This window comes from Ammoniphilus soli (assembly GCF_040813775.1).
On sequence record NZ_JBEGDL010000010.1, the window covers coordinates 12,925 to 36,600 of the forward strand.

At 44.8% G+C, this 23,676-nt stretch carries 20 protein-coding genes; 12 read left to right on the forward strand and 8 right to left on the reverse strand.

Annotated elements, in window-relative coordinates; translation table 11 throughout:
• Window positions 1-565: 565 nt before the first annotated feature.
• The 5 genes from ABLT31_RS18995 to ABLT31_RS19015 all read right to left on the reverse strand — a co-directional run bounded on the left by ABLT31_RS18995 (window position 566) and on the right by ABLT31_RS19015 (window position 6,381).
• Window positions 566-1,513 carry a sugar-binding transcriptional regulator gene (locus ABLT31_RS18995; RefSeq protein ID WP_367754519.1) on the reverse strand — a complete coding sequence of 316 codons (948 nt, stop codon included), beginning with the start codon at window positions 1,511-1,513 and terminating at the stop codon, window positions 566-568.
• Between the two features lie 111 nt (window positions 1,514-1,624).
• The gene (gene lpdA / locus ABLT31_RS19000; RefSeq protein ID WP_367754521.1) at window positions 1,625-3,004 is read right to left on the reverse strand and encodes a dihydrolipoyl dehydrogenase; all 1,380 of its coding nucleotides are present in this window, start codon (window positions 3,002-3,004) and stop codon (window positions 1,625-1,627) included.
• A gap of 27 nt (window positions 3,005-3,031) precedes the next feature.
• Window positions 3,032-4,357 (reverse strand): dihydrolipoamide acetyltransferase family protein, encoded by a 1,326-nt coding sequence (locus ABLT31_RS19005; protein WP_367754523.1) that lies wholly within the window; start codon window positions 4,355-4,357, stop codon window positions 3,032-3,034.
• A gap of 14 nt (window positions 4,358-4,371) precedes the next feature.
• Entirely contained in the window at window positions 4,372-5,355 is a 984-nt protein-coding gene (locus ABLT31_RS19010; RefSeq protein WP_367754525.1) for an alpha-ketoacid dehydrogenase subunit beta, read from the reverse strand.
• A gap of 36 nt (window positions 5,356-5,391) precedes the next feature.
• Window positions 5,392-6,381 carry a thiamine pyrophosphate-dependent dehydrogenase E1 component subunit alpha gene (locus ABLT31_RS19015; RefSeq protein WP_367754527.1) on the reverse strand — a complete coding sequence of 330 codons (990 nt, stop codon included), beginning with the start codon at window positions 6,379-6,381 and terminating at the stop codon, window positions 5,392-5,394.
• A 458-nt stretch (window positions 6,382-6,839) separates the two neighbouring features.
• On the opposite strand from ABLT31_RS19015, the gene ABLT31_RS19020 reads away from it, so the two are divergent.
• The 10 genes from ABLT31_RS19020 to ABLT31_RS19065 all read left to right on the forward strand — a co-directional run bounded on the left by ABLT31_RS19020 (window position 6,840) and on the right by ABLT31_RS19065 (window position 15,272).
• Window positions 6,840-7,100, forward strand: coding sequence for an HPr family phosphocarrier protein (locus ABLT31_RS19020; protein ID WP_367754529.1), 261 nt, complete (start codon window positions 6,840-6,842; stop codon window positions 7,098-7,100).
• 30 nt (window positions 7,101-7,130) lie between these two features.
• Entirely contained in the window at window positions 7,131-8,384 is a 1,254-nt protein-coding gene (locus ABLT31_RS19025; RefSeq protein WP_367754531.1) for an NAD(P)H-dependent oxidoreductase, read from the forward strand.
• A gap of 27 nt (window positions 8,385-8,411) precedes the next feature.
• A complete protein-coding gene (locus tag ABLT31_RS19030) occupies window positions 8,412-8,762 on the forward strand; it encodes a transcriptional regulator GutM (protein WP_367754533.1) in 351 nt (116 codons plus the stop codon).
• A gap of 120 nt (window positions 8,763-8,882) precedes the next feature.
• On the forward strand, window positions 8,883-9,437 hold the full coding sequence (gene srlA / locus ABLT31_RS19035; RefSeq protein WP_367754535.1) for a PTS glucitol/sorbitol transporter subunit IIC: 555 nt from the start codon (window positions 8,883-8,885) through the stop codon (window positions 9,435-9,437).
• A gap of 28 nt (window positions 9,438-9,465) precedes the next feature.
• The gene (gene srlE, locus ABLT31_RS19040; RefSeq protein WP_367754537.1) at window positions 9,466-10,458 is read left to right on the forward strand and encodes a PTS glucitol/sorbitol transporter subunit IIB; all 993 of its coding nucleotides are present in this window, start codon (window positions 9,466-9,468) and stop codon (window positions 10,456-10,458) included.
• Between the two features lie 20 nt (window positions 10,459-10,478).
• Entirely contained in the window at window positions 10,479-10,838 is a 360-nt protein-coding gene (locus ABLT31_RS19045) for a PTS glucitol/sorbitol transporter subunit IIA (protein WP_367754539.1), read from the forward strand.
• A 98-nt stretch (window positions 10,839-10,936) separates the two neighbouring features.
• The gene (ptsP, locus tag ABLT31_RS19050) at window positions 10,937-12,679 is read left to right on the forward strand and encodes a phosphoenolpyruvate--protein phosphotransferase (protein ID WP_367754541.1); all 1,743 of its coding nucleotides are present in this window, start codon (window positions 10,937-10,939) and stop codon (window positions 12,677-12,679) included.
• Window positions 12,680-12,740: 61 nt separating this feature from the next.
• Window positions 12,741-13,607: a lipoyl synthase gene (gene lipA / locus ABLT31_RS19055; RefSeq protein WP_367754543.1), complete on the forward strand. Its 867-nt coding sequence runs from the start codon at window positions 12,741-12,743 to the stop codon at window positions 13,605-13,607.
• 36 nt (window positions 13,608-13,643) lie between these two features.
• Complete coding sequence (locus ABLT31_RS19060; RefSeq protein WP_367754545.1) at window positions 13,644-14,486, forward strand: lipoate--protein ligase family protein; 843 nt, start codon at window positions 13,644-13,646, stop codon at window positions 14,484-14,486.
• Between the two features lie 12 nt (window positions 14,487-14,498).
• Window positions 14,499-15,272, forward strand: a complete 774-nt coding sequence (locus ABLT31_RS19065; RefSeq protein WP_367754547.1) for a Cof-type HAD-IIB family hydrolase — start codon at window positions 14,499-14,501, stop codon at window positions 15,270-15,272.
• 92 nt (window positions 15,273-15,364) lie between these two features.
• On the opposite strand, the gene ABLT31_RS19070 is transcribed toward ABLT31_RS19065, so the two are convergent.
• The 3 genes from ABLT31_RS19070 to glpX form a co-directional block, all read right to left on the reverse strand.
• Entirely contained in the window at window positions 15,365-15,559 is a 195-nt protein-coding gene (locus ABLT31_RS19070; RefSeq protein ID WP_367754908.1) for a hypothetical protein, read from the reverse strand.
• A gap of 62 nt (window positions 15,560-15,621) precedes the next feature.
• Window positions 15,622-17,199, reverse strand: coding sequence for a phosphoenolpyruvate carboxykinase (ATP) (gene pckA, locus ABLT31_RS19075; RefSeq protein ID WP_367754549.1), 1,578 nt, complete (start codon window positions 17,197-17,199; stop codon window positions 15,622-15,624).
• Between the two features lie 42 nt (window positions 17,200-17,241).
• Window positions 17,242-18,177 carry a class II fructose-bisphosphatase gene (glpX, locus tag ABLT31_RS19080; protein ID WP_367754551.1) on the reverse strand — a complete coding sequence of 312 codons (936 nt, stop codon included), beginning with the start codon at window positions 18,175-18,177 and terminating at the stop codon, window positions 17,242-17,244.
• Between the two features lie 324 nt (window positions 18,178-18,501).
• Between glpX and pyc the strand changes: the two genes are divergently transcribed.
• Together pyc and ABLT31_RS19090 are read left to right on the forward strand one after the other, a co-directional pair.
• Window positions 18,502-21,957, forward strand: a complete 3,456-nt coding sequence (gene pyc / locus ABLT31_RS19085) for a pyruvate carboxylase (RefSeq protein ID WP_367754554.1) — start codon at window positions 18,502-18,504, stop codon at window positions 21,955-21,957.
• Between the two features lie 213 nt (window positions 21,958-22,170).
• Window positions 22,171-23,622, forward strand: coding sequence for an NADP-dependent glyceraldehyde-3-phosphate dehydrogenase (locus ABLT31_RS19090; RefSeq protein ID WP_367754556.1), 1,452 nt, complete (start codon window positions 22,171-22,173; stop codon window positions 23,620-23,622).
• Window positions 23,623-23,676: the final 54 nt, after the last annotated feature.

Below are 23,676 nucleotides of genomic sequence, written 5' to 3' on the forward strand. Positions count from 1 at the left end.
GTGACAAAAAAATAACCTGGGTCGCTTACATACCAGGCAAGGAGAGGGGAAGTTATTGTTGTAACCGGTGAATCAAGAACGTTAGAACATTATTTGGCTTTGCTATTTCTCTTCTTGTAAACATAGGTTCGAAGACCGTGAACTTCCTTGTATAGCCGGAAGGGTTTTGTTACAAATCTAGAGGGTAAAGAAGTGATGGTTTTAAATAGACCACTCTCAATTTCATGTTTCATTCTTTCTGGTTTGGAAAACACTCTATGGATGTACTTTTCAGTAATCTTATCGGCTAAATTTGGATTTAAAATGGTTTCCTGGTTACAATCATCGCATTTTACGCTATATATAATGTCATTAATATAAACAATGGTTTGGATTGAATCTGTAAAACATTTACTGCAGAATAGTTCACATCTCACTTCTTTCATGTTCACAATTTTCATCCCCTTGTTTTCAATTATGAATTGACAGTTTGAGTATTCTTTATTTTTTGTCAAATGAATTTTATGTTTATATAAATATTATAATATATACTTTGTGATTTAACTATTCATGAATTTGAATATTTCTAAGAAAGTGAGTATAAAATTCTATGTGCAGTGGGTTCATCGATAATAAGTGATGTGAAACAATTACCTTTAAGCGCACTTTCAATCGCCTCTGCTTTTTTTATTCCCGAAGCTACTGCAACGACACTTGGGATGTTACGCAAATCCGATATTTCGATGCCAATGACCCGGTTATTGATAGGACTCGGTATTTCTTCACCATCACGATTAATAAAACGAGAATTAATATCACCAATAGCTTTATTTTTCTTAAGTTCTAGCAAATCCTCGTGTTTTAAGTAGCCCATTTCAGCAATGGTTGAATCATAAGGATTACCGATTCCAACAATAGCTAGTTCAACTCGTTTAATTTCATTTAATAGTGAACGGATGTCTGTAGAATCCAATAATTGGTTCTTCAGACTGCTTGATTCTACAAGGGCAGGTGCATAAAGAAATTCGTATTTGCCGCCAATTTTTTGAGAAAGCTGGTAGGCCAATTGATTCGAATGGATCTCTATTCGCTGCCGGCCAATTCCACCCACAAGCGGTAGAACGGTGATATCCGCATATTTTTCATAAGGAAATTCATTGACTACATGAAAAAGTGTTTCTCCCCAGGAAATCCCAATCTTCTTCACATCTTTAATATTTCCGGCGATATAGCCTGCAGCTGCTTTCGCAACCATTTGTTTTGTCATTTCTTCGTTGGCATGGTCGTCTACGGGAACAACGATGACTTCTTTTAAAGAAAAGGTCTTTTCCAGTTGTTGTTCCAACTCAACGGTATTCGCCATTTCGTCTTTGATAATAATTTCAACAACGCCACTATCTTTGGCTTTTTGGAGCAACTTAGAGATCGCGGGACGAGAGACGCCAATTTGGCTCGCTATTTCTGCTTGAGTATGGCCTTTGAAATAATATAGTTTTGCCACCCGAACAAGTTCTCTTTTTTCAGTCCAATTCATAATTATGTTCCCTCATTTATTAACAAATATTATTCGCACGAACCGATTTCTGCATGTAGAATAGAAAAAATAACCTGGGAAAAAAGTTTGTATCCCAGGTTGTTTTTTCTATTATGAATGAATTCCTTTACCTAACCAGCTGGCTGCCACTTCCATCATGGTTTCGGAGACTGCCGGATGAGGATAGATCATATTCGCCATTTCTTCTACGGTAGCTTCCAAATGCATAAAGGCGGAAGGAGTAGCTATCATTTCCGTAACATGGGATCCAACCAGAAGTACGCCGAGTATTTCGCCATATTTTTGATCGGCAATGATTTTTACAAACCCATCGGTGTGATCGATGGCCATGGCTTTACCGTTTGCTGCGTGCTTGTAGACTTCCACTTTCACAGAGTATCCCTTTTTTCTGGCCTCTTCTTCGGTCAAACCAACGCTGGCGATCTCAGGTTGGGTATAGACGCAGCGAGGAACAACGTGATAATTGATCGGAGTGCGTTGCCCTGATGCATTCAAGGCTGCAATGGTACCTTCGGCACTGGCAACATGGGCCAGCTGCCATCCGCCAATCAGGTCACCCACTGCATAGATTCCGGGGATGCTGGTTTCCATAAAATCGTTTACTTCAACAAAAGGGCCGTTCATCTTTAATCCAAGGTCGGCAATCCCGGAGACATTAGGCCTGCGTCCCACTGCAATGAGGATTTCCTCGCAATGAAGCTGTCCAGGGTTACCTGCTGGATCCGTAATGTTCACCACATGGCCGTCTTTTCCGGTAGCCAAGGATTCCACCTTCGTTTCGGTTAAGGTGGAGATGTTCTTTTTCTGCAAGGCTTTTCGCAGAGCGGCAGAAGCATCAGGATCTTCCATAGGCACCAGACGGTCCGCCATTTCAACCACCGTAACTTTTGTCCCTAAGCTCTCGAAAATGCAGGCAAATTCGACGCCGATGACTCCGCCTCCAATGATGACGATGGATTCAGGGATCTTCGTAATGCCAAAAATCGTGTCACTTGTATGGTAAGATACTTGATCAGTACCTGGAATAGGGGGGACGAAGGGAGCTGAACCAGTTGCCAAGATAATAGATTCAGCTTTAATGGTTTGATCTTCCGTACCAGAAATGATGATGGTTTTATCCGCTTGAACCGTACCAATCCCTCGATAAACTTCTACTTTTCCAGCTTTAAGTAAACCGCCTATGCCTGCTCTCAAACGCTGAATCACTTGGTCTTTGCGAGCCATCATTTTATCCAAAGAAAGGGTGAGTGAACCCGTCTCGATGCCCCAGTTTTTCGCTGCTTTAATATCCTCAATGACTTCTGCGTGGCGAAGAAGCGTTTTGGAGGGGATACAGCCGCGATTGAGGCAAGTGCCGCCCAAGTGATCTGCTTCAATCAAAGCAACCGTTTTTCCCTCTTTTGCAGCGCGGATTGCTGCCACGTAACCGCCGGGCCCTCCGCCGACAACCGCAATTTGATAGGTTTTCATAATTTTCTTCCTCCATTCTTATTTTTGCTAAACTAATAATTGATACGGATTTTCGAGCGATTCTTTCAAAGTTTGGAGGAATTCAGCAGCTGGCGCACCGTCAATTACCCGATGGTCGAAAGAAAGGCTAAGAGTCATCATCGGACGCAGCACGATTTGTCCGTTCACCCCTACAGGTTTCTCATTAATTCGGCCTACACCTAATATGGCGGTTTCCGGCTGATTAATGATTGGAGTAAACACATCAATCGGGTACATCCCAAGGTTACTGATGGTAAACGTTCCACCCGACATATGGGCAGGCAATAATTTTCCTTCCCTTGCCAGTTTAGCGAATTGCTTGCATTCCGCGGTAAGGTCCGCTAATCCTTTTTGTTCGGTTTGCTTCACGACCGGAACTACCAATCCATTTGGTACGGCAACAGCTAAGCCGATATTGACGTTTGGATTGGAGATAATATAGTCACCCTGTAAGGAAGCATTGACTTTCGGATGCAGAACCAGAGCGTGGGACACGGCTTTCATAATGATTTCTGTATAGGAAACGCGAAGGCCCGTTTTCTTCTCGATGAGAGGGAGGAGGGCTTTTCTGGCTTCCATGGAATGGCTCATATCCACTTCGGTAGTCAGCGTTACATGAGGAGCTGTGGTTACGCTTTGTACCATACGCTGGGCGATGACTTTGCGCATGCCTTCCAGCTTCACCTTTTCCGCTTCGGCCGGCTGTTCAGAAGAAGCAGGCTGGATACTGCTGAGGACATCATCTTTACGCACTTTACCTTGGACACCTGTACCTGTGATGGAATCGAGATTAATTCCTTCGGCGTCAGCTATTTTCTTAGCCAGAGGTGTAGCCTTTACAGCGTGAGCTGGCGAGTAGTTTTCGACATCGGTTTTATGAACGCGGCCGTTCGGGCCGGATCCGTCAACTTGCTGAAGGGAAACGCCTTTATCTTTTGCTGCTTTCCGGGCAGCGGGGGTAGCGCGTACCTTATCTGAATCGTTTTGAGTTTCCACTGACTCTTGAACAGGGGCAACTGGGCTTGCGGCGGCTGCCACTTCTTCCTGTGCGCTGCCTCCGTCGAGACTTGGAGGGACATCGGGAACGGTTTCATTTTCTTGTCCGATGTATCCGATAATTTGGTTTACGGGAACCACTTCATCGGCACCAAAGTAAACCTTCAATAATTTCCCCGTCGCATAGGATTCCACTTCGATATTGATTTTGTCGGTCAAGACCTCCAAAAGGAGGTCTCCTTCTTTTACGTCATCGCCGACCTGTTTAAACCATTGTATTATGGTTCCAGTTTCCATCGTCATACTAAGCTTGGGCATGAATACGCTTGTTGCCATTGTTCCTTTCCCTCCTAGACTCGGTTTAATGTCTCTTTAACGGCGGCAATAATATCTTGTTCTTGCGGAATCGCTGCTTTTTCAAGGACAGGGTTATACGGCATTGGGATGGCTAATCCGCCGAGTCGCTTGATTGGTGCATCCAAATAATCGAAAGCTTCGCTTTCCGCGATCATGCTGGCAATCTCTCCGCCAATTCCGCAACGCTTCACCGCTTCATGAACGACCACTAGACGACCGGTTTTCTTTACCGATTCAATAATCGTTTCTTCGTCTAAGGGAACGATCGTGCGAGGATCAATAATTTCTACGCTGATGCCTTCCTTCTCCAATTCCACAGCGGCTTGAAGAGCCTTATGAACCATGATAGCCGTTGCGACGATCGTGACATCGGTCCCTTCACGCTTGATGTCGGCCTTGCCGATTGGAATCGTATAGGAACCCTCCGGAACGTGTCCTTTGGTCCGGTAAAGCAATTTATGTTCATAAAAGATGACAGGGTTATCATCGTCCATTGCAGCCTTTAAGAGACCTTTTGCATCATAGGCAGTTGAAGGCTGGATCACTTTCAATCCGGGAATATGGGCCATCCATGCTTCTAAGCTTTGGGTATGCTGGGCGGCAGCTCCGGTTCCGGAACCAGATGGCGTACGCACGACCATCGGAGTTTTCCCCTTGCCTCCAAACATATAACGGTTCTTTGCCGCCTGGTTGACCAGCTGATCCATTGCGATGGTGATAAAATCAGAGAACTGCAGTTCCATGATCGGGCGCATACCTGTCATGGCAGCCCCCACGGCCGCTCCGGCGATCGCTGCTTCCGAGATAGGAGTATTTCTTACGCGCTCCGGTCCGAATTCTTCAATCATGCCGCGAGTAACACCGAACGCTCCCCCATATACCCCGATATCTTCCCCCATAATAAATACATCCGGATTGACTCTCATTTCTTCCTGCATCGCTTCACGAACGGCTTCTAAATACGTAATTTCTCTCATTTTCTTTGCTCCTTCCTTTGATTTGAGTTTTATATATTAGGCGAATACGTCTTCTTCCAGTGTAGAGAGGGAAGGCATCGGACTCTTCTCGGCGAAGACCACCGCATCTTCAATTTCTTTTTTCGCTTGTTGTTCAATGGCGTTGGCTTGCTCCTCGGTCAAGATGCCTTCCTCAATGAGGAGAGCCTTATAGCGGGCAATGGCGTCACGGTTGTTTCTCCAATCCATTTCTTCATCACGCGTGCGGTATTTTTTGGCGTCGCTTTTGGAATGACCTTTATAGCGGTAGGTCTTGGCTTCGATCAAGGTAGGACCTTCTCCTTTTTTGGCACGTTCTATGGCTTGGGCCATGACTTCGATGACCGCAAACAAATCATTTCCATCGACGACTACCCCTGGAATACCGTAAGATCCAGCGCGGTCGGCGATGTTCTCGATGTTCACCATTTCTTTTACGGGACCGGACATGCCGTACTGGTTATTTTCGCAGAAGAAAATGACCGGCAGGTCCCAAATCGAAGCCATATTCAGTGCTTCATGGAAGCTTCCCTCATTGGTTGCCCCATCTCCAAAAAAGGACACCGTTACATACCCCAGGTTCTTCATTTTGGAAGTCAATGCCGCTCCAACTGCGATCGGGATTCCTCCTCCAACAATTCCATTTGCTCCAAGGTTTCCTTTATCTAAATCGGCAATGTGCATCGATCCGCCTTTGCCTTTGCAATAGCCGGTTTCACGCCCGAACAGTTCAGCCATCATGCGGTCTGCTTGAGCGCCTTTCGCGATACAGTGACCATGGCCGCGGTGGGTACTCGTGATTTTGTCTTCATCTGTCAGAAGAGCACAAGCCCCGACAGCAGTTGCTTCCTGGCCGACAGCAAGGTGAGTGGTTCCATGAATCAAGCCTTTGGCAAAGAACTCATCTACCTTTTCATCGAAGAAACGGATGAGCCACATTTGGTGTAGAAAGTCGGTTAGCTTTTTTTGATCCTGAATAACGCTTGGTAAACTTAATTTGGATATCATAGTTTATTCCTCCTAATTTAAGATTGCGAAATTACTATAGAAGTTTTAATGAGCTGGGGTTTTTCGCGAATTGATAGATGAAAAGTTGAAAGATACAGGTTAGAATTTTCTTTTCTTTATAACAAATGTTATTATTCGTAACCGATGTAATGAGTATACCAACAGGGTGATGTTACTGTCAATAACATATGATCAAATTTGTAACATATGTAACAGGTGATTTTATATATCTAATGTAGAAAAAAAACAATGAAATAAAAGCGTTGACAGATTGGTGAATTACCCAGTATGATTAAGCCACAAGTAGTTACACTTGATAAACCGATTATCAAATGTAAAATGTGTTTGAATACACTGATTGGTCCCAATTCCCATACTTAATGTAAAGAGGATCAGTTGAACAGGACAAGACAGTGAATATCGGATGGATAGGAACGAAAAGGGGAGGAGTTTATTTTATGGTTGAAACCGTTGTCAAGGTCATGCTTCCTTCAGGATTACATGCACGTCCAGCATCGAATTTTGTGAAGCTTGCTGGTAAATTCGGAAGTCAAGTTTTTCTTGAAAAGCAAGGGAATGTCACCAATGCGAAAAGCATTATTGGCATTATGTCCATGGCGGTTACTTCAGGTACTGAAGTTATTGTTCGCGCTGAAGGCGATGATGCACAGCAAGCGGTGCAAGAGTTAGTAGAGTTTCTTTCACGAGATGAAGAGTAAACGATATAACATATAAAAGGAGCGAGACAAATGGCTATTTACAGATTACTGAATATGCGTGAAAAAGAAGGTCAATCCATTGGAGTTGCTATTATTGGAGCGGGACAAATGGGATTTGGTTTAATCGCTCAAATTTCAAGAGTGCCTGGGATGAGAGTTTGCGGTGTTTGCGATATTAATGTGTCAGCAGCACAGAAAGCAGCTGATTATTACCTATCGCAGCTAAGCGGGGAAAAACATAAGGTAACGGTTGGAAGCGATATCAGAAAAGTGATTGAGCAAAATGAAGTGGATGTAGTCGTGGATGCGACAGGTGTGCCTGAAGTAGGAGCCAAAATCGCAATGCAAACCTTGATGGCCAAAAAGCATCTTGTTTTGCTCAATGTTGAAGTCGATGTAACAATCGGTTCTATTCTTTCTTCATTATATAAGTCGGCCAATCTTATCTACACAGGATCTGCAGGGGATGAACCCGCTTCTACGATGGAATTGGTAGAGTTCGCTAAAACGTTAGGGTTAGATGTAGTCGTTGCGGGTAAGGGAAAGAACAATCCGTTCATTCCAAATTCCAATCCAGACACATGTGCTGAAGAGGCTAGACGCAAGAATATGAGCTCGCATATGTTAGCCTCCTTCCAAGATGGAACCAAGACAATGGCGGAGATGAACCTCTTAAGTAATGCTACAGGGTTTGTGCCGGATGTATTGGGGATGCATGGAGTAAGTGCGGATGTAAAGACAGTAGGCGATAAATTGAAGCTGGTAGAAGAAGGCGGATGCTTATCCCAGTATGGTGTAGTGGAATATGTACACGGATTAGCACCGGGAGTGTTTGTGATTGTTAACAGTCCATTGCAGCCTGTAGATGATCAATTGCGTTACCTTTCTGTAGGGGAAGGGCCTTACTATACCCTCTATAGACCATATCACTTAGCTAGCTTAGAAACACCAATATCAATCGCTCGCGCGTTCTTATTGAATGATCCTACAATCGCGACGATTAGCGGACCGGTTTCAGAAACCGTATCGGTAGCTAAAAGGGACATTAAAGCAGGAGAACTCATTGATGGAATCGGCGGATGGTCCGTTCGCGGAGTGCTTGAGTCACATACAGATTCGGTCACAAACGGACATATTCCAATCGGATTGATCAGCGGAAAAGTCGTTGCCAAGCGGGATATAAGTGAGGGTCAATTCCTGACTTATGATGATGTGGAAATGGACATGTCTACAACAGTATGGCACTTGCGTCAATTACAGGACAGTTTATTCCAAGCTAAGTAATACTTGCAACAAGGAGGAGGTGAAAGAGTGGATCAATTCTATTTTATCCTATTCATCATTGTCGCTTGGCTATTGCAGTATGCGCTCACGATACTTCAAGTGAGAGACTATCGGACCGTGATGGGGCAAATGATTGAAGAATATAAAGGTTTATCCGGCTTTCACCTTTTTTCCGGCACGTCCAAGAAAGCATTGGGAAGGCGCTCAATCGTCTTATTGATTGTCGATCAAGAATATCAAGTGAGAAAGTGTCATGTACTAACCGGGATGAGTGTTTTTTCCCGATTTAAGCCTTACGCTGATTATGAAGGCAGACATGTGTGTGAAATATTGGAACAAGCATACGAAACGGTAACTGGCAAAAAGAGAGTCAAATAGGAGATCTCTTGCCATAGCCTTTCAAATGGCCGCTGAGAATGCGGTGAAATCTATCCCTGCCAAAAGGGAGCAAGCTTTGAGAAACTAGCTTTTGAAGAATTAAAAAAGGGGGCAGATTCAATGGAATGGATTCAATGGATAGGCGAGCATTTTATCGGCATGTTTAATGCCGGCGGAAAAACCTTTATGGGTTTAGTTACAGGTATTGTCCCTACTCTAGTTGTCCTGTTGACCTTTACGAATGCTGTAATCAAATTGATCGGGGAGGAGCGGACGAATCGTGCCATGATGTTTGCTTCCCGCTATATGATCTTGCGATATACCCTGTTACCGGTGATGGCTGTTCTGATCCTGACGAATCCGATGGCCTACACGTTTGGTCGATTCTTGCCAGAAAAGCAAAAACCCGCTTTTTATGATTCTGCGGTATCATTTGTCCATCCTGTAACCGCTTTCTTCCCGTACGCTAATGCGGGTGAACTGTTTGTTTGGCTAGGGATTGCGAACGGATTGCAGCAAGCAGGATATTCGATTGGACCCTTGGCCGTCCATTACTTCTTAGTCGGTATCGTCGTCATCTTTATGCGCGGAGTAGTGACTGAAATCATTACGAAATACCTTGCTGGACGAATGGAAGCGAAGCGCTCAGAAACTGCCATCGCAAAATCTGCCTAAATTTTTTAGATGAACTGGAGGGGTCAAAATGGGTAACACAATACATGTTAAAAAAGGTTCTGGCGGTTGGGGAGCCGGTTTAACCCTAGCTCCGAACGGGAAGAAGAAGAAAGTGGCATCCATCACAGGCGGCGGAATTCATCCTGTAGCCCAACGGATTGCAGAGCTTGCAGGAGCAGAAGTTGTAGATGGATTTTCAACTTCGGTGCCAGAAGATGAAATGATGTGTGTGGTTATTGATTGCGGAGGTACGGCTCGCATCGGGGTATACCCCATGAAAAGGATCCCGACCGTTTCCGTCATGCCAACATCGCCATCCGGCCCATTGGCTAAACATATTAAAGAAGATATCTTTGTTTCAGGCGTTACTGTAAATGATATTGCGGTTATTGACGCTACGGCAGAAGTCGCGGCTTCGGCTGCCCAACCGGAACTTTCTGTGGGGAAAGCGAACCTGGCCATTCCGGCAAAAGAGGATCGGCCGAATGTTAATACCGGTGCCTTATTGAAGATCTCTAAGTCGATTGGATACGTGATTAGTGTTTTGTATCAAGCTGGACGCGATTCCATAGAAATGCTGATCAGAAACATCCTGCCGTTTATGGCGTTTGTAGCGATGCTAATGGGGATTATCGAATATACAGGCTTAGGTGAGTTGTTAGCCAAGGGGTTAACGCCTCTAGCGGGATCCTTATGGGGACTAATTGTTCTCGTTCTCATTTGTACCATTCCATTCTTATCTCCCGTATTCGGACCTGGAGCAGTTATCGCACAGATTGTAGGAGTATTGATAGGTTCACAAATTGCAATGGGGAATATCCCGCCCGCGTATGCTTTGCCTGCTCTATTCGCTATTAACTCACAAGCGGGCTGTGACTTTGTTCCCGTAGGACTATCCCTGGGGGAAGCTAAGCCGGAGACGATTGAGTACGGAGTCCCAGCCGTTCTATACAGCCGCATGATTACGGGTGTAGGTTCTGTTATTATTGCTTACTTTGCAAGTTTGACACTACCATATTAAAAAATTACCGGAGGTTTCATATGATTCAATCTGTAGTATCTTTAATAGGCGAAATGGCTTTGAGTTTTGAAGAAGAAAAAGTCTTGATCTTCTTTGGTCCGAATGCACCAGAAGAATTAAAAGAAGTTTCAGTTATTCAAGAGCTTAAAGAGCATGGCGATCAACCTCTTGCTGTGGGGGATAAGTTAGTAGTAGGAGACCAAGAATACCGAGTAACCAGCTTAGGTTCTGAGGCGTACCATAATTTATTGGCCATCGGGCACATCTCGATTTACTTCACAGAGGCTCCAGCCGATGTATTGCCGGGTTCCGTTTATGTTACTCCGCATGTGCTTCCTAAGATTGAGGTTGGGACTAAGATTCAATTTATCCAAGGATAGTCCAGACAAGCCTCATTTAATACCTCAAAACCGTCTCTCGAAAAAGATGACGGTTTTGCTTTTTAACGATACTTATAATCCGGAAAGGGGCAGTTTATATGTTGCGCAACGGAATTGCAGCCGCACCTGGCTTCGCAATAGGTCGAGCCTTTGTTAAACACGAAGACCAAATCACCTATACCCGACAAACGATTTTGCAAGATGATGTAAAGGCAGAGGTAGAACGTTTCAAGAAAAGCGTTAAAGCAGCAGAGTCGGACTTGGAAGCGATCAAGAAAAAAGTGGAACAGGAGATTGGCGCAGAAGAGGCACAGATCTTTGAGGCTCATTTGATGTTTTTGGAAGATCCAGAGGTCGTAGGACAGATAGAAGCGAAAATTCAAAATGAAATGCTGAATGCGGAAGCCGCCGTGGAAGATGTAAAAGTTCAATTGGTTGCCATCTTTGAAAGTATGGATAATGAATATATGAGGGAAAGAGCGGCTGACTTGCGAGATGTTTGCCAACGCATCTTGAAGCAATTGATAGGAGCAAGCGAAGAAGTGCCAGTAGGAGACCAGGAGCCGATCATTTTAGTTGCCCACGATTTGACCCCTTCAGACACGGCACAATTAGATAAGGAAAAGGTGAAAGGGTTTGCGACCAACATCGGTGGGCGAACCTCCCATTCAGCCATTATGGCACGCACTATGGAAATCCCAGCTGTTGTAGGACTTTCTAGTATTACAGCTGAATTGCAGACAGGGGATATGGTGATCATCGACGGATTCACTGGAGAGGTACATATACGTCCGGACATCGATCTCATCAAACGTTATGAAGAAAAGGAAAAGCTGTATCTCAAACAAAAAGTAGAGTGGGCAAAATTAGTTGATCAACGAACTGAAACGGCGGATGGCCATCATGTGGAATTGGCCGCTAATATCGGAACCCCTCAGGATGCTGTGCAAGCGATTGAACAGGGAGCTGAAGGAGTAGGCTTGTTCCGGACGGAGTTTCTGTATATGGAGAGAGATCAATTCCCAAGTGAAGAGGAGCAGTTTGAAGCCTATAAGTCAGTGGCCGTCACAATGGGTCAAAATCGTCCGGTGGTGATCCGCACCTTGGATATTGGAGGAGATAAGGAATTATCTTATCTTTCGATGCAAAAGGAGCTCAATCCTTTTCTAGGTTACCGTGCGATTCGATTATGCCTAGGCAATCCGGAATTATTTAAGGTCCAATTGCGGGCGTTGCTGCGTGCGAGTGCCTTTGGAAATATCAAAATCATGTATCCGATGATCGCCACCCTAACCGAGTTAAGAAAGGCAAACCAGCTTTTGGAACAGGTAAAGGAAGAGCTTCGCCGCACAAACACGGCATTTAATGAAGAAATAGAAGTAGGCATTATGATAGAAGTGCCTGCTGCAGCAATGATTGCCGATCAATTGGCTAAGGAAGTTGACTTTTTCAGCATAGGTACCAATGATTTGATCCAATATACGATGGCTGCGGATCGGATGAATGAACAGGTTTCCTACTTGTATGAACCCTACCATCCGGCCATTCTGCGCTTGATACGCCAGGTGATTCAAGCGGCTCATCAAGAAGGAAAGTGGGTTGGCATGTGCGGGGAGATGGCTGGAGAAGAAACAGCGATTCCGATCCTGCTTGGGTTAGGATTGGATGAATTCAGTATGAGTGCAACGTCGATTCTTCGCGCTCGTCACCTGATCAAACAACTCAATTTCAGCCGATTGAAAGAAGTGGCCCACCATGTTTTATCGTTGGAGACCGGTGAGGAAATTAAAGGCTATATAGATGAAAACCTATTAAAACATAATTTGTTAGAGATTTCATAGATGGGATTTAACAGAGGCTGGGTTCATCCCGGCCTCTGTTAGGTATGGAGGGGGTATATAAATGAAGCAAGGAAAGCCAGAGTGGCTCAAAATAAAACTGAACATGAATGAAAACACGAGGCAGATCAAAAGCTTGATGCGAGGAAAAACGCTGCATACGGTTTGTGAAGAAGCCAAATGTCCCAATCTTTATGAGTGTTGGTCCAACCGTACGGCTACTTTCATGATAAACGGCAGCATTTGCACGAGGGGGTGCCGTTTTTGTGCGGTCACCACGGGACTGCCTACGGAGCTTGATCTGGCGGAACCGGAAAAAGTGGCGGAAGCTGCGGAACAGATGGGTTTGCGGCATGCCGTCATTACAGCGGTAGCTCGGGATGACTTAAGGGATGGAGGGGCGTCCGTTTTCTCCTTAACCATTCAAGCGATACGCCATCGTCTCCCCTTGTGTACGGTTGAGGTGTTGATTCCGGATTTCCAAGGGGATTGGGATTCCCTTAGAACCGTGCTTAAAGCAAATCCTAGCATTTTAAATCACAACATCGAAACAGTAGAAAGACTTTCCGATTCAGTCCGATCCAAAGCAAAATATCACCGTTCGCTTGAACTGCTTGCCAGATCCAAAGAAATCGCACCAAACATTCCTACCAAATCTAGTATCATGATCGGGGTAGGAGAAACCTGGGAGGAAATCCTGCAAACGATGAGAGATTTAAGAAAAGCGGATGTGAACATCCTCACTATCGGCCAATACCTGCAGCCAACGAAAAAGCATTTAAAAGTGCAGAAATATTGGCATCCGGATGAATTTATGTTATTAAAACAAGAAGGGATCAACATGGGTTTCGACCACGTGGAATCTGGGCCGCTGGTACGAAGCTCGTATCACGCCCATGAGCAAGCGAAATCGGCAGGGCGTGCGATTTAAAACCAACAATTTTGAATTAGAAGGGAACGAAGGGGCATGAATCTTCCTCTGATATCTTGCGATGTCATCGATGTTTCTCATACGGCTTTGGGTGATGATATTTTGTATCCTTTTGCTTTTGATGAAGTCACCTGTCGACTGATGGAAAAAAAGAAGCATACGCCCATTCTACACATTTGGCGGCACCAAAAGGCATTTGTCATGGGGCTGAGAGATCGCAGGCTGCCTAATGCTTCTGAAGCGATAGAATGGTTAGAAAGCCAGGGATACAAGGTCACTGTACGCAATTCCGGAGGAGCTGCAGTGCCGTTAGATCCAGGAGTTGTAAACATTTCCTGGATTTTGCCCAATCAAGAGGGGAGAATGGATTTCCGGTATGATTTTGAAATGATGTATTCTCTTATTCGGGAGAGCCTCATACGTTATTCGGATAAGGTGGAAAAGGGAGAGATTCAAGGTTCTTACTGCCCCGGAGACTATGATCTGAGTATCCGCGGCAAAAAGTTTTGCGGTATTGCTCAAAGGCGGCAGACTAAGGCTTTCGTTGTACAAGCCTTTATCAATGTAGAGGATAAAGAAGAAGTAAGAGGCAATTTGGTTAAAAGATTCTATGATATCGCGTCAGGGGGATTTTCATCATTAGACTATCCGGTTGTTCACCCGGACCGGATGGGGAGTCTTCAGGAGTTAGTTGGCCTTTCCGATTCGGCGGTATTTGTTGATCTTCTTAAGGATTACTTATGTAAGATGGGAGAACTTCGTGTTCACGACAAGTATCCAAACGTTTATCAAAACGATATTATTAAAACAATGGAAGAATTAAGGTCCCGCTATGTAACAAGAAGGGGAAAAGAGATTTCTAGATCTATTGAAAGCTAAAGGAGGATAATCATGTCATATGAAATCGTCTTTTTTGATATCGATGGAACACTCGTGAACGAAGAGAAAAACATTCCGGAAGATACCAAAGCGGCTGTTCAAGAGCTAAAGCAGCAGGGGGTGGAAGTAGCCATTGCAACAGGGAGAGCGCCTTTTCATTTCAAGCATATTGCAGAAGAGCTAGGGATTGAGTCATTTGTTAGCTTTAATGGTTCTTATGTCGTCTATAAGGGCCAGCCTATCTATGGCAGTCCTTTGAATATCGATTCTATAGAATGGCTAGAGATCATAGCAAACGAAAAGGGCCACCCTATGGTGTTTTTAAGCCATGAGACCTGTTATGCCAATCAGGACATGCATCCGTATGTGACCCAGTCGTTTGAAAGTTTGAAAGTACCTGCTCCCGATTATCACGCTTGCTATTGGAAAGAGCAACATATCTATCAAGCGCTATTGTTCTGTAAGGAGGAAGAAAGATCACCTTATGAGGGAATCATACCAGATCTTTCATTTGTACGGTGGCATCCGTATTCCCTTGATGTGATCCCTTCTAAAGGATCAAAGGCGATAGGGATTCAGGCGATGCTAAAGCATCTCGGTTTGTCCGCGGCGGAGGCTGTAGCCTTTGGAGATGGTTTAAATGACAAAGAAATGCTTTCCTATGTAGGTGTGGGGATTGCCATGGGAAATGCCCATGTGGAGCTCAAGCCCCTTGCCAACTTTATTACAAAACATGTGGATGAAGGCGGCATACGGTTTGGACTGGAGAAGCTGCAATTGATTTAACAAATGAAGGGGGAATCTCGGACTTTAGAGATTCCCCCTATTCGCGCTTTACATGTGATCAACTTGATTAAGATGTACAATGATAAGCCTTATTAAAATCCTGCTATCGTCCCTACTATATAAGCAACAACCACACAGATTGCGCTGGTTAATAATCGGCCGTATAATACGGCTTTTACTCCAGCCTTGACTGTGGATTGCTCACATTTGCCCATCATTAAGCCGGTTGGCAGACACAGCCGACTTGAACGTTCGTTTGCAAAAAGGGCGGGTGCAGGTAATATGATGAAAAAAGGTGGATTTCATACCACCTTTATTCTAGTTAAAGTTCGAATCACAATTTCTACTCCTAAACCTTAGGCCCAGCATCCACAATATCCTGCCCAATTCCCTCAAACTTCTGGAAGTTCCTCACAAAACGAGAAGCTAGATCCTTGGCTTTCAAATCATATTCATCCGGGTTAGACCAAGTATTTTTCGGTTGAAGTACCTCGCTTGGAACGCCGGAGATCTTTTTAGGAATTCGTAATTTGAAAATAGGATCAGCCGTTAATTCGGTGTGATCAAGTTCTCCATTGATAGCTGCCGAGACCATTCTACGAGTATAGGACAGATCCATTCGTTTTCCCACTCCGTATGCACCGCCTGTCCATCCTGTGTTCAGGAGATAAACTTGAGTATGGTGTTTTTCCATTTTTTCTCCAAGCATTTCTGCGTATACCCGCGGAGGGAGCGGCAGGAAAGGAGATCCGAAACAGGTGGAAAAGGTTGCTTCCGGTTCTGTAACTCCTCGTTCGGTGCCGGCCAGTTTACTAGTATAACCGGATAAGAAGTGGTACATCGCTTGCTCTTTGGTCAGCTTCGAAATAGGAGGCAGAACCCCGAAAGCATCGGCAGTCAAGAAGACGATGACATTAGGGTGGCCAGCCTTGCCGGGAATGACGGCACCAGGGATGAAGTCAACAGGATAGGCCGCTCTCGTGTTTTCAGTCAGTCTCGCACTATCGTAATCCGGTGTTCGAGAATCTTCATTTATCATTACATTCTCCAGTACCGTTCCAAATGTAATGGCGTTCCAGATTTGTGGTTCTTTTTCCTCTGAAAGGTTGATGCATTTCGCGTAGCAGCCCCCTTCAATATTAAACACGCCCTGATCAGACCACGCATGTTCATCGTCTCCAATTAATCGACGGTTCGGATCGGCAGATAAAGTGGTCTTGCCTGTACCCGACAACCCGAAGAATAAAGCAACGTCTCCTTGTTCCCCTACATTAGAAGAGCAATGCATGGAGAGTATGTTCTTTTCCGGAAGAAGGAAATTCATTATGCTGAAAATCGATTTCTTCATTTCACCGGCGTACTTGGTTCCACCGATTAAAACCACTTTTTTCTCAAAGCTGATAATGATGAACGTCTCCGAATTCGTCCCATGGATGGCGGGATTGGCTTCAAAACCTGGTGCCGCTACAACGGTAAATTCTGCTTGATGGGTTTTTAATTCTTGTGCAGTCGGTCTGACGAATAGCTGATGTACGAAGAGGTTATGCCAAGCGTATTCATTGATGACTCGAATCGGTAAACGATAGGAGGGATCCGCACCTGCAAAACCATCAAAGATGAATAATTCCTTACCTGCCAGATATGCCATCACATCCGCGTAGAGTCTATCAAATTTTGTTTCATCTATTGGTTTGTTTACGGTACCCCAGGAAATCTTATGATGAACAGATGGTTCGTCTACTATAAATTTATCCTGGGGAGAGCGGCCTGTATATTTTCCGGTTTCTGCCCTAAAGGCGCCTCGGTCAGTTATTATTCCTTCTTGTCTTTGAATCGCCGTTTCAACTAACTGCGGTACAGAAAGGTTAGCATGTACGGTGCTATTTGAAAGTACTTCGTTTAAATGCTGTTTGAATGGGGTAAGCATAAGAAATTCTCCCTTGTTTTTTAAATGGGTTATACTATTGATTCAAATATTGTGAACTGATTCTATAAAATGAAGTCGCTTTTCATTTCCGTACGCCAGGAAAGAATGGGTAATCTGTTTATCTGAATCCTTTTCGATTCCTTTTAATAGGATACTTTCTGTAATGCCGGTTGCAGCAAATATGCATTGATTTGAGCTGATCAATTGTTCCAAGCGAAGAGCTTCATCTACCTGGGACAATCCCATTTGTAAGCATCGATCATATTCTTCATGATTGCTAGGGAGCAGCCTTCCTTGCATGTCTCCACCCAAGCATTTCAGAGCAACCGCTGAAACGACGCCTTCCGGTGCGCCTCCTATCCCGACAAACATATCGATCCCGGTTCCCTCCAATGCCGTTGCAATCGAGTAAGTGACGTCCCCGTCACTAAAGAGCTGAACCTTCGCCCCAGCTTCTTGGATCACTTGGATGTATTTTTGATTTTTTTCCCGATCCAAGACGGCAATTGTTAAATCTGAGATGGCTTTTCCATTGGCTTCAGCAACAATCTTCATATTTTCAATTAGCGGTGTATCGATGTCTATTTTTCCGGCAGCTTTGGGACCGACTGCAATTTTTTCCATATACATGTCAGGCGCATGAAGAAGGCATCCCTTAGGAGCGACCGCGATGACTGTTATCGAATTGCCTTGGCCCTTGGCAACAAGGCTCGTTCCTTCCAACGGATCGACGGCCACATCTAATTTCAATCCTTCGCCTGTGCCCACTTTCTCGCCAATGTATAGCATGGGTGCTTCATCTAATTCCCCTTCACCGATTACGATGGTGGCATCCATGGAGATTTGATTCAATTTAGAACGCATCGCTTCCGTGGCGGCCTCATCGGCTTCATGCTTAATCCCCCTGCCAATCCATGGGGCTGAAGCCAATGCAGCCGCCTCCGTTACTCCTACAAGATCCATCATTAACTGTTTCATCTCTCTAGCCCCCGCTAATTATATTGTTTTTATTTTTAATGAATTAGATATACCAATTGGACTACTCGAACAAAATTAGGATCATTTATTATCAAATGTGACATACTGTAACTTATGTTCGAAGTATATCAACCCTATCCATTCGCTGTCAATCGTTTATTCAAACACTTTTGTATTCGTGCAAAAATTCTATCATTGACATATCCGATATCATCCACTAATATTGATTTATCAAATGTTATAATATATATCATATGTTACAAAATTGGATGCAGGGATACTTTGTGAAGCTAGACGATTCTTCATTAGGCTAGGGGGATATATATGGAAAACATCAAACGCTTTCGTAAAGTATTGGTTGCCAACCGTGGCGAGATTGCCATTCGTATTTTTAGAGCTTGTACGGAATTGAATATTCGTACCGTTGCAGTGTACTCAGAGCAGGACAATATTGCCCTTCACCGTTTTAAGGCGGACGAGGCATATCTGATTGGAGAAGGAAAAGGTGCGATTGAGGCTTACCTTGATATTGAAGGGATCCTGGAGGTGGCCAAGCGCCACGAAGTAGATGCCATACATCCCGGCTATGGATTTTTGGCAGAAAATGCGGAGTTCGCCAAGAGATGTGAAGAAGAAGGCGTGGTATTCATCGGACCATCGCCAGAGCATATTCAAATGTTTGGGGATAAGGTAGATGCCAGAGCGATGGCTATTAAGGCAGGTGTCCCTGTTATTCCTGGAACTCCTGAACCGATTCAAAGTTTACAGGAAGCCATATTGTTTGCAAAAGAACATGGATACCCCGTAATTATCAAGGCAGCTTCCGGTGGAGGCGGACGGGGGATGCGCATCGTTCATGGTCAGGAAGAGCTGCAAGACGCACTAGACCGAGCCCGCTCTGAAGCGAAAACGGCTTTTGGCAATGCTGCAGTTTATATGGAAAAATATTTAGAACGTCCTAAGCATATTGAAGTCCAAATTCTGGGCGATCACTACGGGCATACCGTTCATTTATATGAGCGTGATTGCTCTATACAACGAAGACATCAAAAAGTTGTGGAAGTGGCACCTAGTGTGTCTTTACCGGAAGAATTAAGAAACGACATTAATGAAGCTGCACTGCAGTTAATGAAAGCTGCGGGATATTATAACGCGGGAACGGTAGAATTCCTAGTGACCGCAGATCTTCGATTTTATTTCATAGAAGTGAATCCGCGGGTACAAGTGGAACATACCATTACGGAAATGATTACGGGTATTGATATTGTACAGTCACAAATTCGTATTGCAGAGGGATATGCTCTGAATAGCCCAGAAGTTGGAATTAGGGAGCAAAGTGAAATTACGACACGTGGCTTTGCTATTCAATGCCGGGTTACAACCGAAGACCCTGCTCGGGGTTTCATGCCTGAAACAGGGCGCTTGCTTGCCTTCCGCACCGGTGGAGGTTTTGGGATCCGATTGGACGCGGGGAATGGTTATTCCGGTGCGGTTATCACGCCGCATTATGACTCTCTATTAGTGAAAGTTTCAGCATGGGCGATGAATTATGAGCATGCGGCGAACAAAATGAGGCGTACTCTAAAAGAATTCAGGATTCGCGGAGTCAAGACGAACATCCCATTCCTTGAAAATGTGGTCCAGCATCCCCATTTTTTAAGCGGACATTATGATACTTCTTATATCGATTACACGCCTGAGCTGTTTGAATTCCCTGCAAGAAAAGACCGGGGTACGAAGCTTCTTACCTATATTGGACAAACGATTGTCAATGGTCATCCAGGTATAACAAAAGGGAAGAAGCCGAACTTCCCTGATCCTCGAGTTCCGGTTACTTCAGTAAATCAGCCCTACAGACCCGGTACAAAGCAGATCCTCGATCAAAAAGGGGTAAACGGTTTGGTGCACTGGATCCGTTCTGAGTCGAGACTGTTGGTGACGGATACGACATTCCGGGATGCTCATCAGTCACTATTTGCTACTCGCGCAAGGACTTATGATCTGTTAAATATATCCGAAGCGACAGGGAAATTGGCATCTGACTTATTCTCTTTAGAAATGTGGGGAGGGGCAACGTTTGATACCAGTATGCGGTTCTTGGGTGAAGACCCGTGGGAACGACTGCGAGGGCTTCGTGAACGGATTCCCAATGTATTGTTTCAAATGCTTTTCCGGGGAGCCAATGCAGTAGGCTATACGAATTATCCGGATAATGTCATTCGGAAGTTTGTCCAGTTAGCCGCAAACGCTGGTATTGATGTTTTTCGAATTTTTGACAGTTTGAATTGGATTCCGGGAATGCAGACCGCTATTGAGGAGGTTTGTAAATCCGGCAAGGTTGCGGAAGCTGCCATTTGTTACACAGGTGACATCCTGGATCCGAAGAGAAATAAATATGCTTTGAAATATTATATTGATTTGGCTAAAGAGCTTGAGAAAGCCGGGGCTCATATCTTGTGCATTAAAGATATGGCTGGACTCCTAAAGCCGTTCGCGGCATATCAGCTGGTTTACTCCCTAAAGCAAGAAATTGGCATTCCGATCCATCTGCATACCCATGATACGAGCGGGAATCAAATGGCTACTTTGCTTAAGGCTTATGAAGCTGGCGTGGATATTGTTGATGCGACCGTAAGCTCTATGTCAGGACTCACTTCCCAGCCTAGCCTGAATGGATTAGTCGCTGCGTTAAAGGGCCAGGAAAGAGAAACCTGTTTAGATGAAGCCCATTTACAAAAGCTCTCGGATTATTGGGAAGACGTCCGCCATTATTATGCGGGGTTTGAGGGTGGGTTAAAATCACCGAGTTCTGAGATCTATGTCCATGAAATGCCGGGGGGACAGTATACCAATCTTCATCAACAAGCCATAGGAGTAGGATTAGGGGACAACTGGGATGATGTGAAAAGAACATACTCCACGGTGAATCAGATGTTCGGCGATATTGTCAAGGTGACTCCGTCGTCCAAGGTCGTTGGTGATATGGCTTTATTCATGGTACAAAATCAGCTGACGGAACAGGATGTGTATGAAAAAGGGGAGCATCTCGACTTTCCGGAATCGGTTGTCCAATTTTGTCAGGGATATTTGGGACAACCCCCGGGTGGATTCCCTGAAACGCTTCGCGACACGATTCTTAAAGGAAGAGATTACTTTACGTGCCGTCCGGGAGAATTGCTTCCACCCGTTGATTTTGCAAAGGTCCAAGCTGATCTGGAAGAAAAGGTGGGTCGCAAGGTTGATGACTATGATGTGATGTCATATATCATGTACCCAAAAGTTTTCTTGGATAAAGAAAACTTATCCTCCGAGTACGGACGGATCAGTGTGTTGGATACGGCTACTTTTTTCTACGGGCTTCGTCTCGGCGAAGAAATCTCTGTGGATATTGAACAAGGGAAAACTCTTATAGTCAAGCTCATTTCCGTTGGACCGGCGGCCGAAGATGGAACCCGGATTGTCTATTTCGAATTGAATGGCTTCCCTCGTGAAGTGACTATCCGCGATATGTCCATTAAGGCAAGTGTACAGGCGAAGCGTAAGGCAGATCCTTCCGAACGGGGACAGATTGGGGCTTCGATGCCGGGTAAAGTCCTAAAAATTATGGTCGAGCCTGGAGACAAGGTCAAGAAAGGGGAGCATCTTATCGTGACGGAAGCGATGAAGATGGAAACGACTGTTCAAGCCCCATTCCATGCCGAAGTTATGGCTGTACACGTGAAACCGGGTGATACCCTTGAAACAGGCGATTTGTTGATCGAGTTAAGATATAAACCATAAGATATAGCAAAAGAGATAGGAAAAAACCCTCCATCTGGCTATGTTTGTAAGAGAATTAAGGATGGAGGGTACAATCCTGGTGGATACAGAAAAAACGATTTGACTGATCAAGTTAAGTCCATTTTTTATGCACTAATTGGGACTTTATTAGTCCATGATCACTCGATAATGTCCCATATTAAATTCCAATATCTAATAAAAGAGGTGTACTAAATGGTAGTAGTTCTTAATAAAGACGTAAATAATTATCCGTTTTGGTCAAATGGAGAATGGAAAACGAGCACGTCCAACCGCTGGATCGATATCCCTTCCCCCGCTACGGGCAGGATTGTCGGCCGCGTGCCAGCGATGACGAAGGAGGAAGTCGATAGTGCCATACAAGCGGCAGTAATAGCACAAAAGGAATGGGCAAAGCTTCCTGTTCATGAACGGGGAAGAATCCTGCTGACCTGGGCGGATGAATTAGTTTCAAGGGCAGATGAAATAGCAGAAGTGATTATGCGTGAGGTGGGCAAAAAGAAGGCAGCTGCTCGGGATGAAGTTGTAAGAACGGCTGATCTAATTCGCTATAACGTGGAGGAGGGAAAAAGACTTCATGGAGAGTTGATGAAAGGGGATTCTTTTTATGGGGGCTCGTCGAAGAAAGTAGCGATGATTGACAAGGAACCATTAGGGGTCATTTTGGCTATTTCTCCTTTCAACTACCCAGTCAACCTTTCTGCGGCTAAAATTGCTCCTGCATTGATCACAGGGAATACCGTTGTCCTTAAGCCGGCTACTCAAGGATCCATCAGTGCGCTCCTTATGATCGAAGCATTGGAGAAGGCTGGGCTGCCAAAGGGAGTACTGAATGTCGTAACGGGCAAAGGTTCGGAAATTGGTGATTATTTAGTTACGCATCCTTCAATCCAATTGATTTCTTTTACCGGAGGGACAAAAACGGGACGTGATATAGCTCAAAAAGCAGCCATGATCCCGCTGGTTTTGGAATTGGGAGGGAAAGATCCCGCCATTGTTCTTGAGGATGCTGATCTGGAACTTACGGCCAGTCAAATTGTCAGCGGTGCCTTCTCCTATTCCGGGCAAAGATGTACCGCGATTAAAAGAGTGCTTGTGATGGATACGATAGCGGATGATCTCATCGGTCGGCTGAAAGCGAAAGTAGAAAAGCTGTCAGTTGGACTGCCGGAAGAGAATGCGGATATTACGCCGCTGATTGACCAGGGATCAGCTGACTTTGTGCACGGCCTTATTGTTGAAGCTTTAGGGCAGGGCGCTGAAGTGATCACCGGAAATCAAAGAAACGGAAACCTTATCTACCCAACCGTACTTGATTATGTTACAAGCGACATGCGAGTGGCGTGGGAAGAGCCTTTTGGACCGGTTCTGCCGATCATACGGATACAAAGCGAAGCAGAAGCGATAGACCTCGCCAATCAATCGGAGTATGGGTTGCAGGCCAGTATTTTTACGCAGAATATAGATAAAGCCTTTCAGCTGGCTTCTCAGTTAGATGTGGGAAGCGTACAGTTAAATGGAAGAACGGAACGCGGTCCCGATCATTTTCCGTTCTTAGGAGTAAAGAACTCAGGGATGGGCGTACAAGGCGTTCGCAGAAGTATTGAATCGATGACAAGGGATAAAATAGTAATTTTAAATCTGTAGTTTCTAGAGTTTTAAAATAGAAAAAGAGGTTGGCTCAAAAATATGAGCCAGCCC

What these genes read in the sequence shown, in the direction of transcription:
- ABLT31_RS19005 (WP_367754523.1), bottom strand. Translation starts at nt 4,357, where the DNA reads ATGGCAACAAGCGTATTCATGCCCAAGCTTAGTATGACGATGGAAACT.
- ABLT31_RS19015 (WP_367754527.1), bottom strand. Translation starts at nt 6,381, where the DNA reads ATGATATCCAAATTAAGTTTACCAAGCGTTATTCAGGATCAAAAAAAG.
- ABLT31_RS19010 (WP_367754525.1), bottom strand. Translation starts at nt 5,355, where the DNA reads ATGAGAGAAATTACGTATTTAGAAGCCGTTCGTGAAGCGATGCAGGAA.
- ABLT31_RS19065 (WP_367754547.1), top strand. Translation starts at nt 14,499, where the DNA reads ATGTCATATGAAATCGTCTTTTTTGATATCGATGGAACACTCGTGAAC.
- ptsP (WP_367754541.1), top strand. Translation starts at nt 10,937, where the DNA reads ATGTTGCGCAACGGAATTGCAGCCGCACCTGGCTTCGCAATAGGTCGA.
- srlA (WP_367754535.1), top strand. Translation starts at nt 8,883, where the DNA reads ATGGAATGGATTCAATGGATAGGCGAGCATTTTATCGGCATGTTTAAT.
- pckA (WP_367754549.1), bottom strand. Translation starts at nt 17,199, where the DNA reads ATGCTTACCCCATTCAAACAGCATTTAAACGAAGTACTTTCAAATAGC.
- pyc (WP_367754554.1), top strand. Translation starts at nt 18,502, where the DNA reads ATGGAAAACATCAAACGCTTTCGTAAAGTATTGGTTGCCAACCGTGGC.
- ABLT31_RS19020 (WP_367754529.1), top strand. Translation starts at nt 6,840, where the DNA reads ATGGTTGAAACCGTTGTCAAGGTCATGCTTCCTTCAGGATTACATGCA.
- lpdA (WP_367754521.1), bottom strand. Translation starts at nt 3,004, where the DNA reads ATGAAAACCTATCAAATTGCGGTTGTCGGCGGAGGGCCCGGCGGTTAC.
- ABLT31_RS18995 (WP_367754519.1), bottom strand. Translation starts at nt 1,513, where the DNA reads ATGAATTGGACTGAAAAAAGAGAACTTGTTCGGGTGGCAAAACTATAT.
- ABLT31_RS19090 (WP_367754556.1), top strand. Translation starts at nt 22,171, where the DNA reads ATGGTAGTAGTTCTTAATAAAGACGTAAATAATTATCCGTTTTGGTCA.
- glpX (WP_367754551.1), bottom strand. Translation starts at nt 18,177, where the DNA reads ATGAAACAGTTAATGATGGATCTTGTAGGAGTAACGGAGGCGGCTGCA.
- ABLT31_RS19060 (WP_367754545.1), top strand. Translation starts at nt 13,644, where the DNA reads ATGAATCTTCCTCTGATATCTTGCGATGTCATCGATGTTTCTCATACG.
- ABLT31_RS19045 (WP_367754539.1), top strand. Translation starts at nt 10,479, where the DNA reads ATGATTCAATCTGTAGTATCTTTAATAGGCGAAATGGCTTTGAGTTTT.
- lipA (WP_367754543.1), top strand. Translation starts at nt 12,741, where the DNA reads ATGAAGCAAGGAAAGCCAGAGTGGCTCAAAATAAAACTGAACATGAAT.
- ABLT31_RS19025 (WP_367754531.1), top strand. Translation starts at nt 7,131, where the DNA reads ATGGCTATTTACAGATTACTGAATATGCGTGAAAAAGAAGGTCAATCC.
- srlE (WP_367754537.1), top strand. Translation starts at nt 9,466, where the DNA reads ATGGGTAACACAATACATGTTAAAAAAGGTTCTGGCGGTTGGGGAGCC.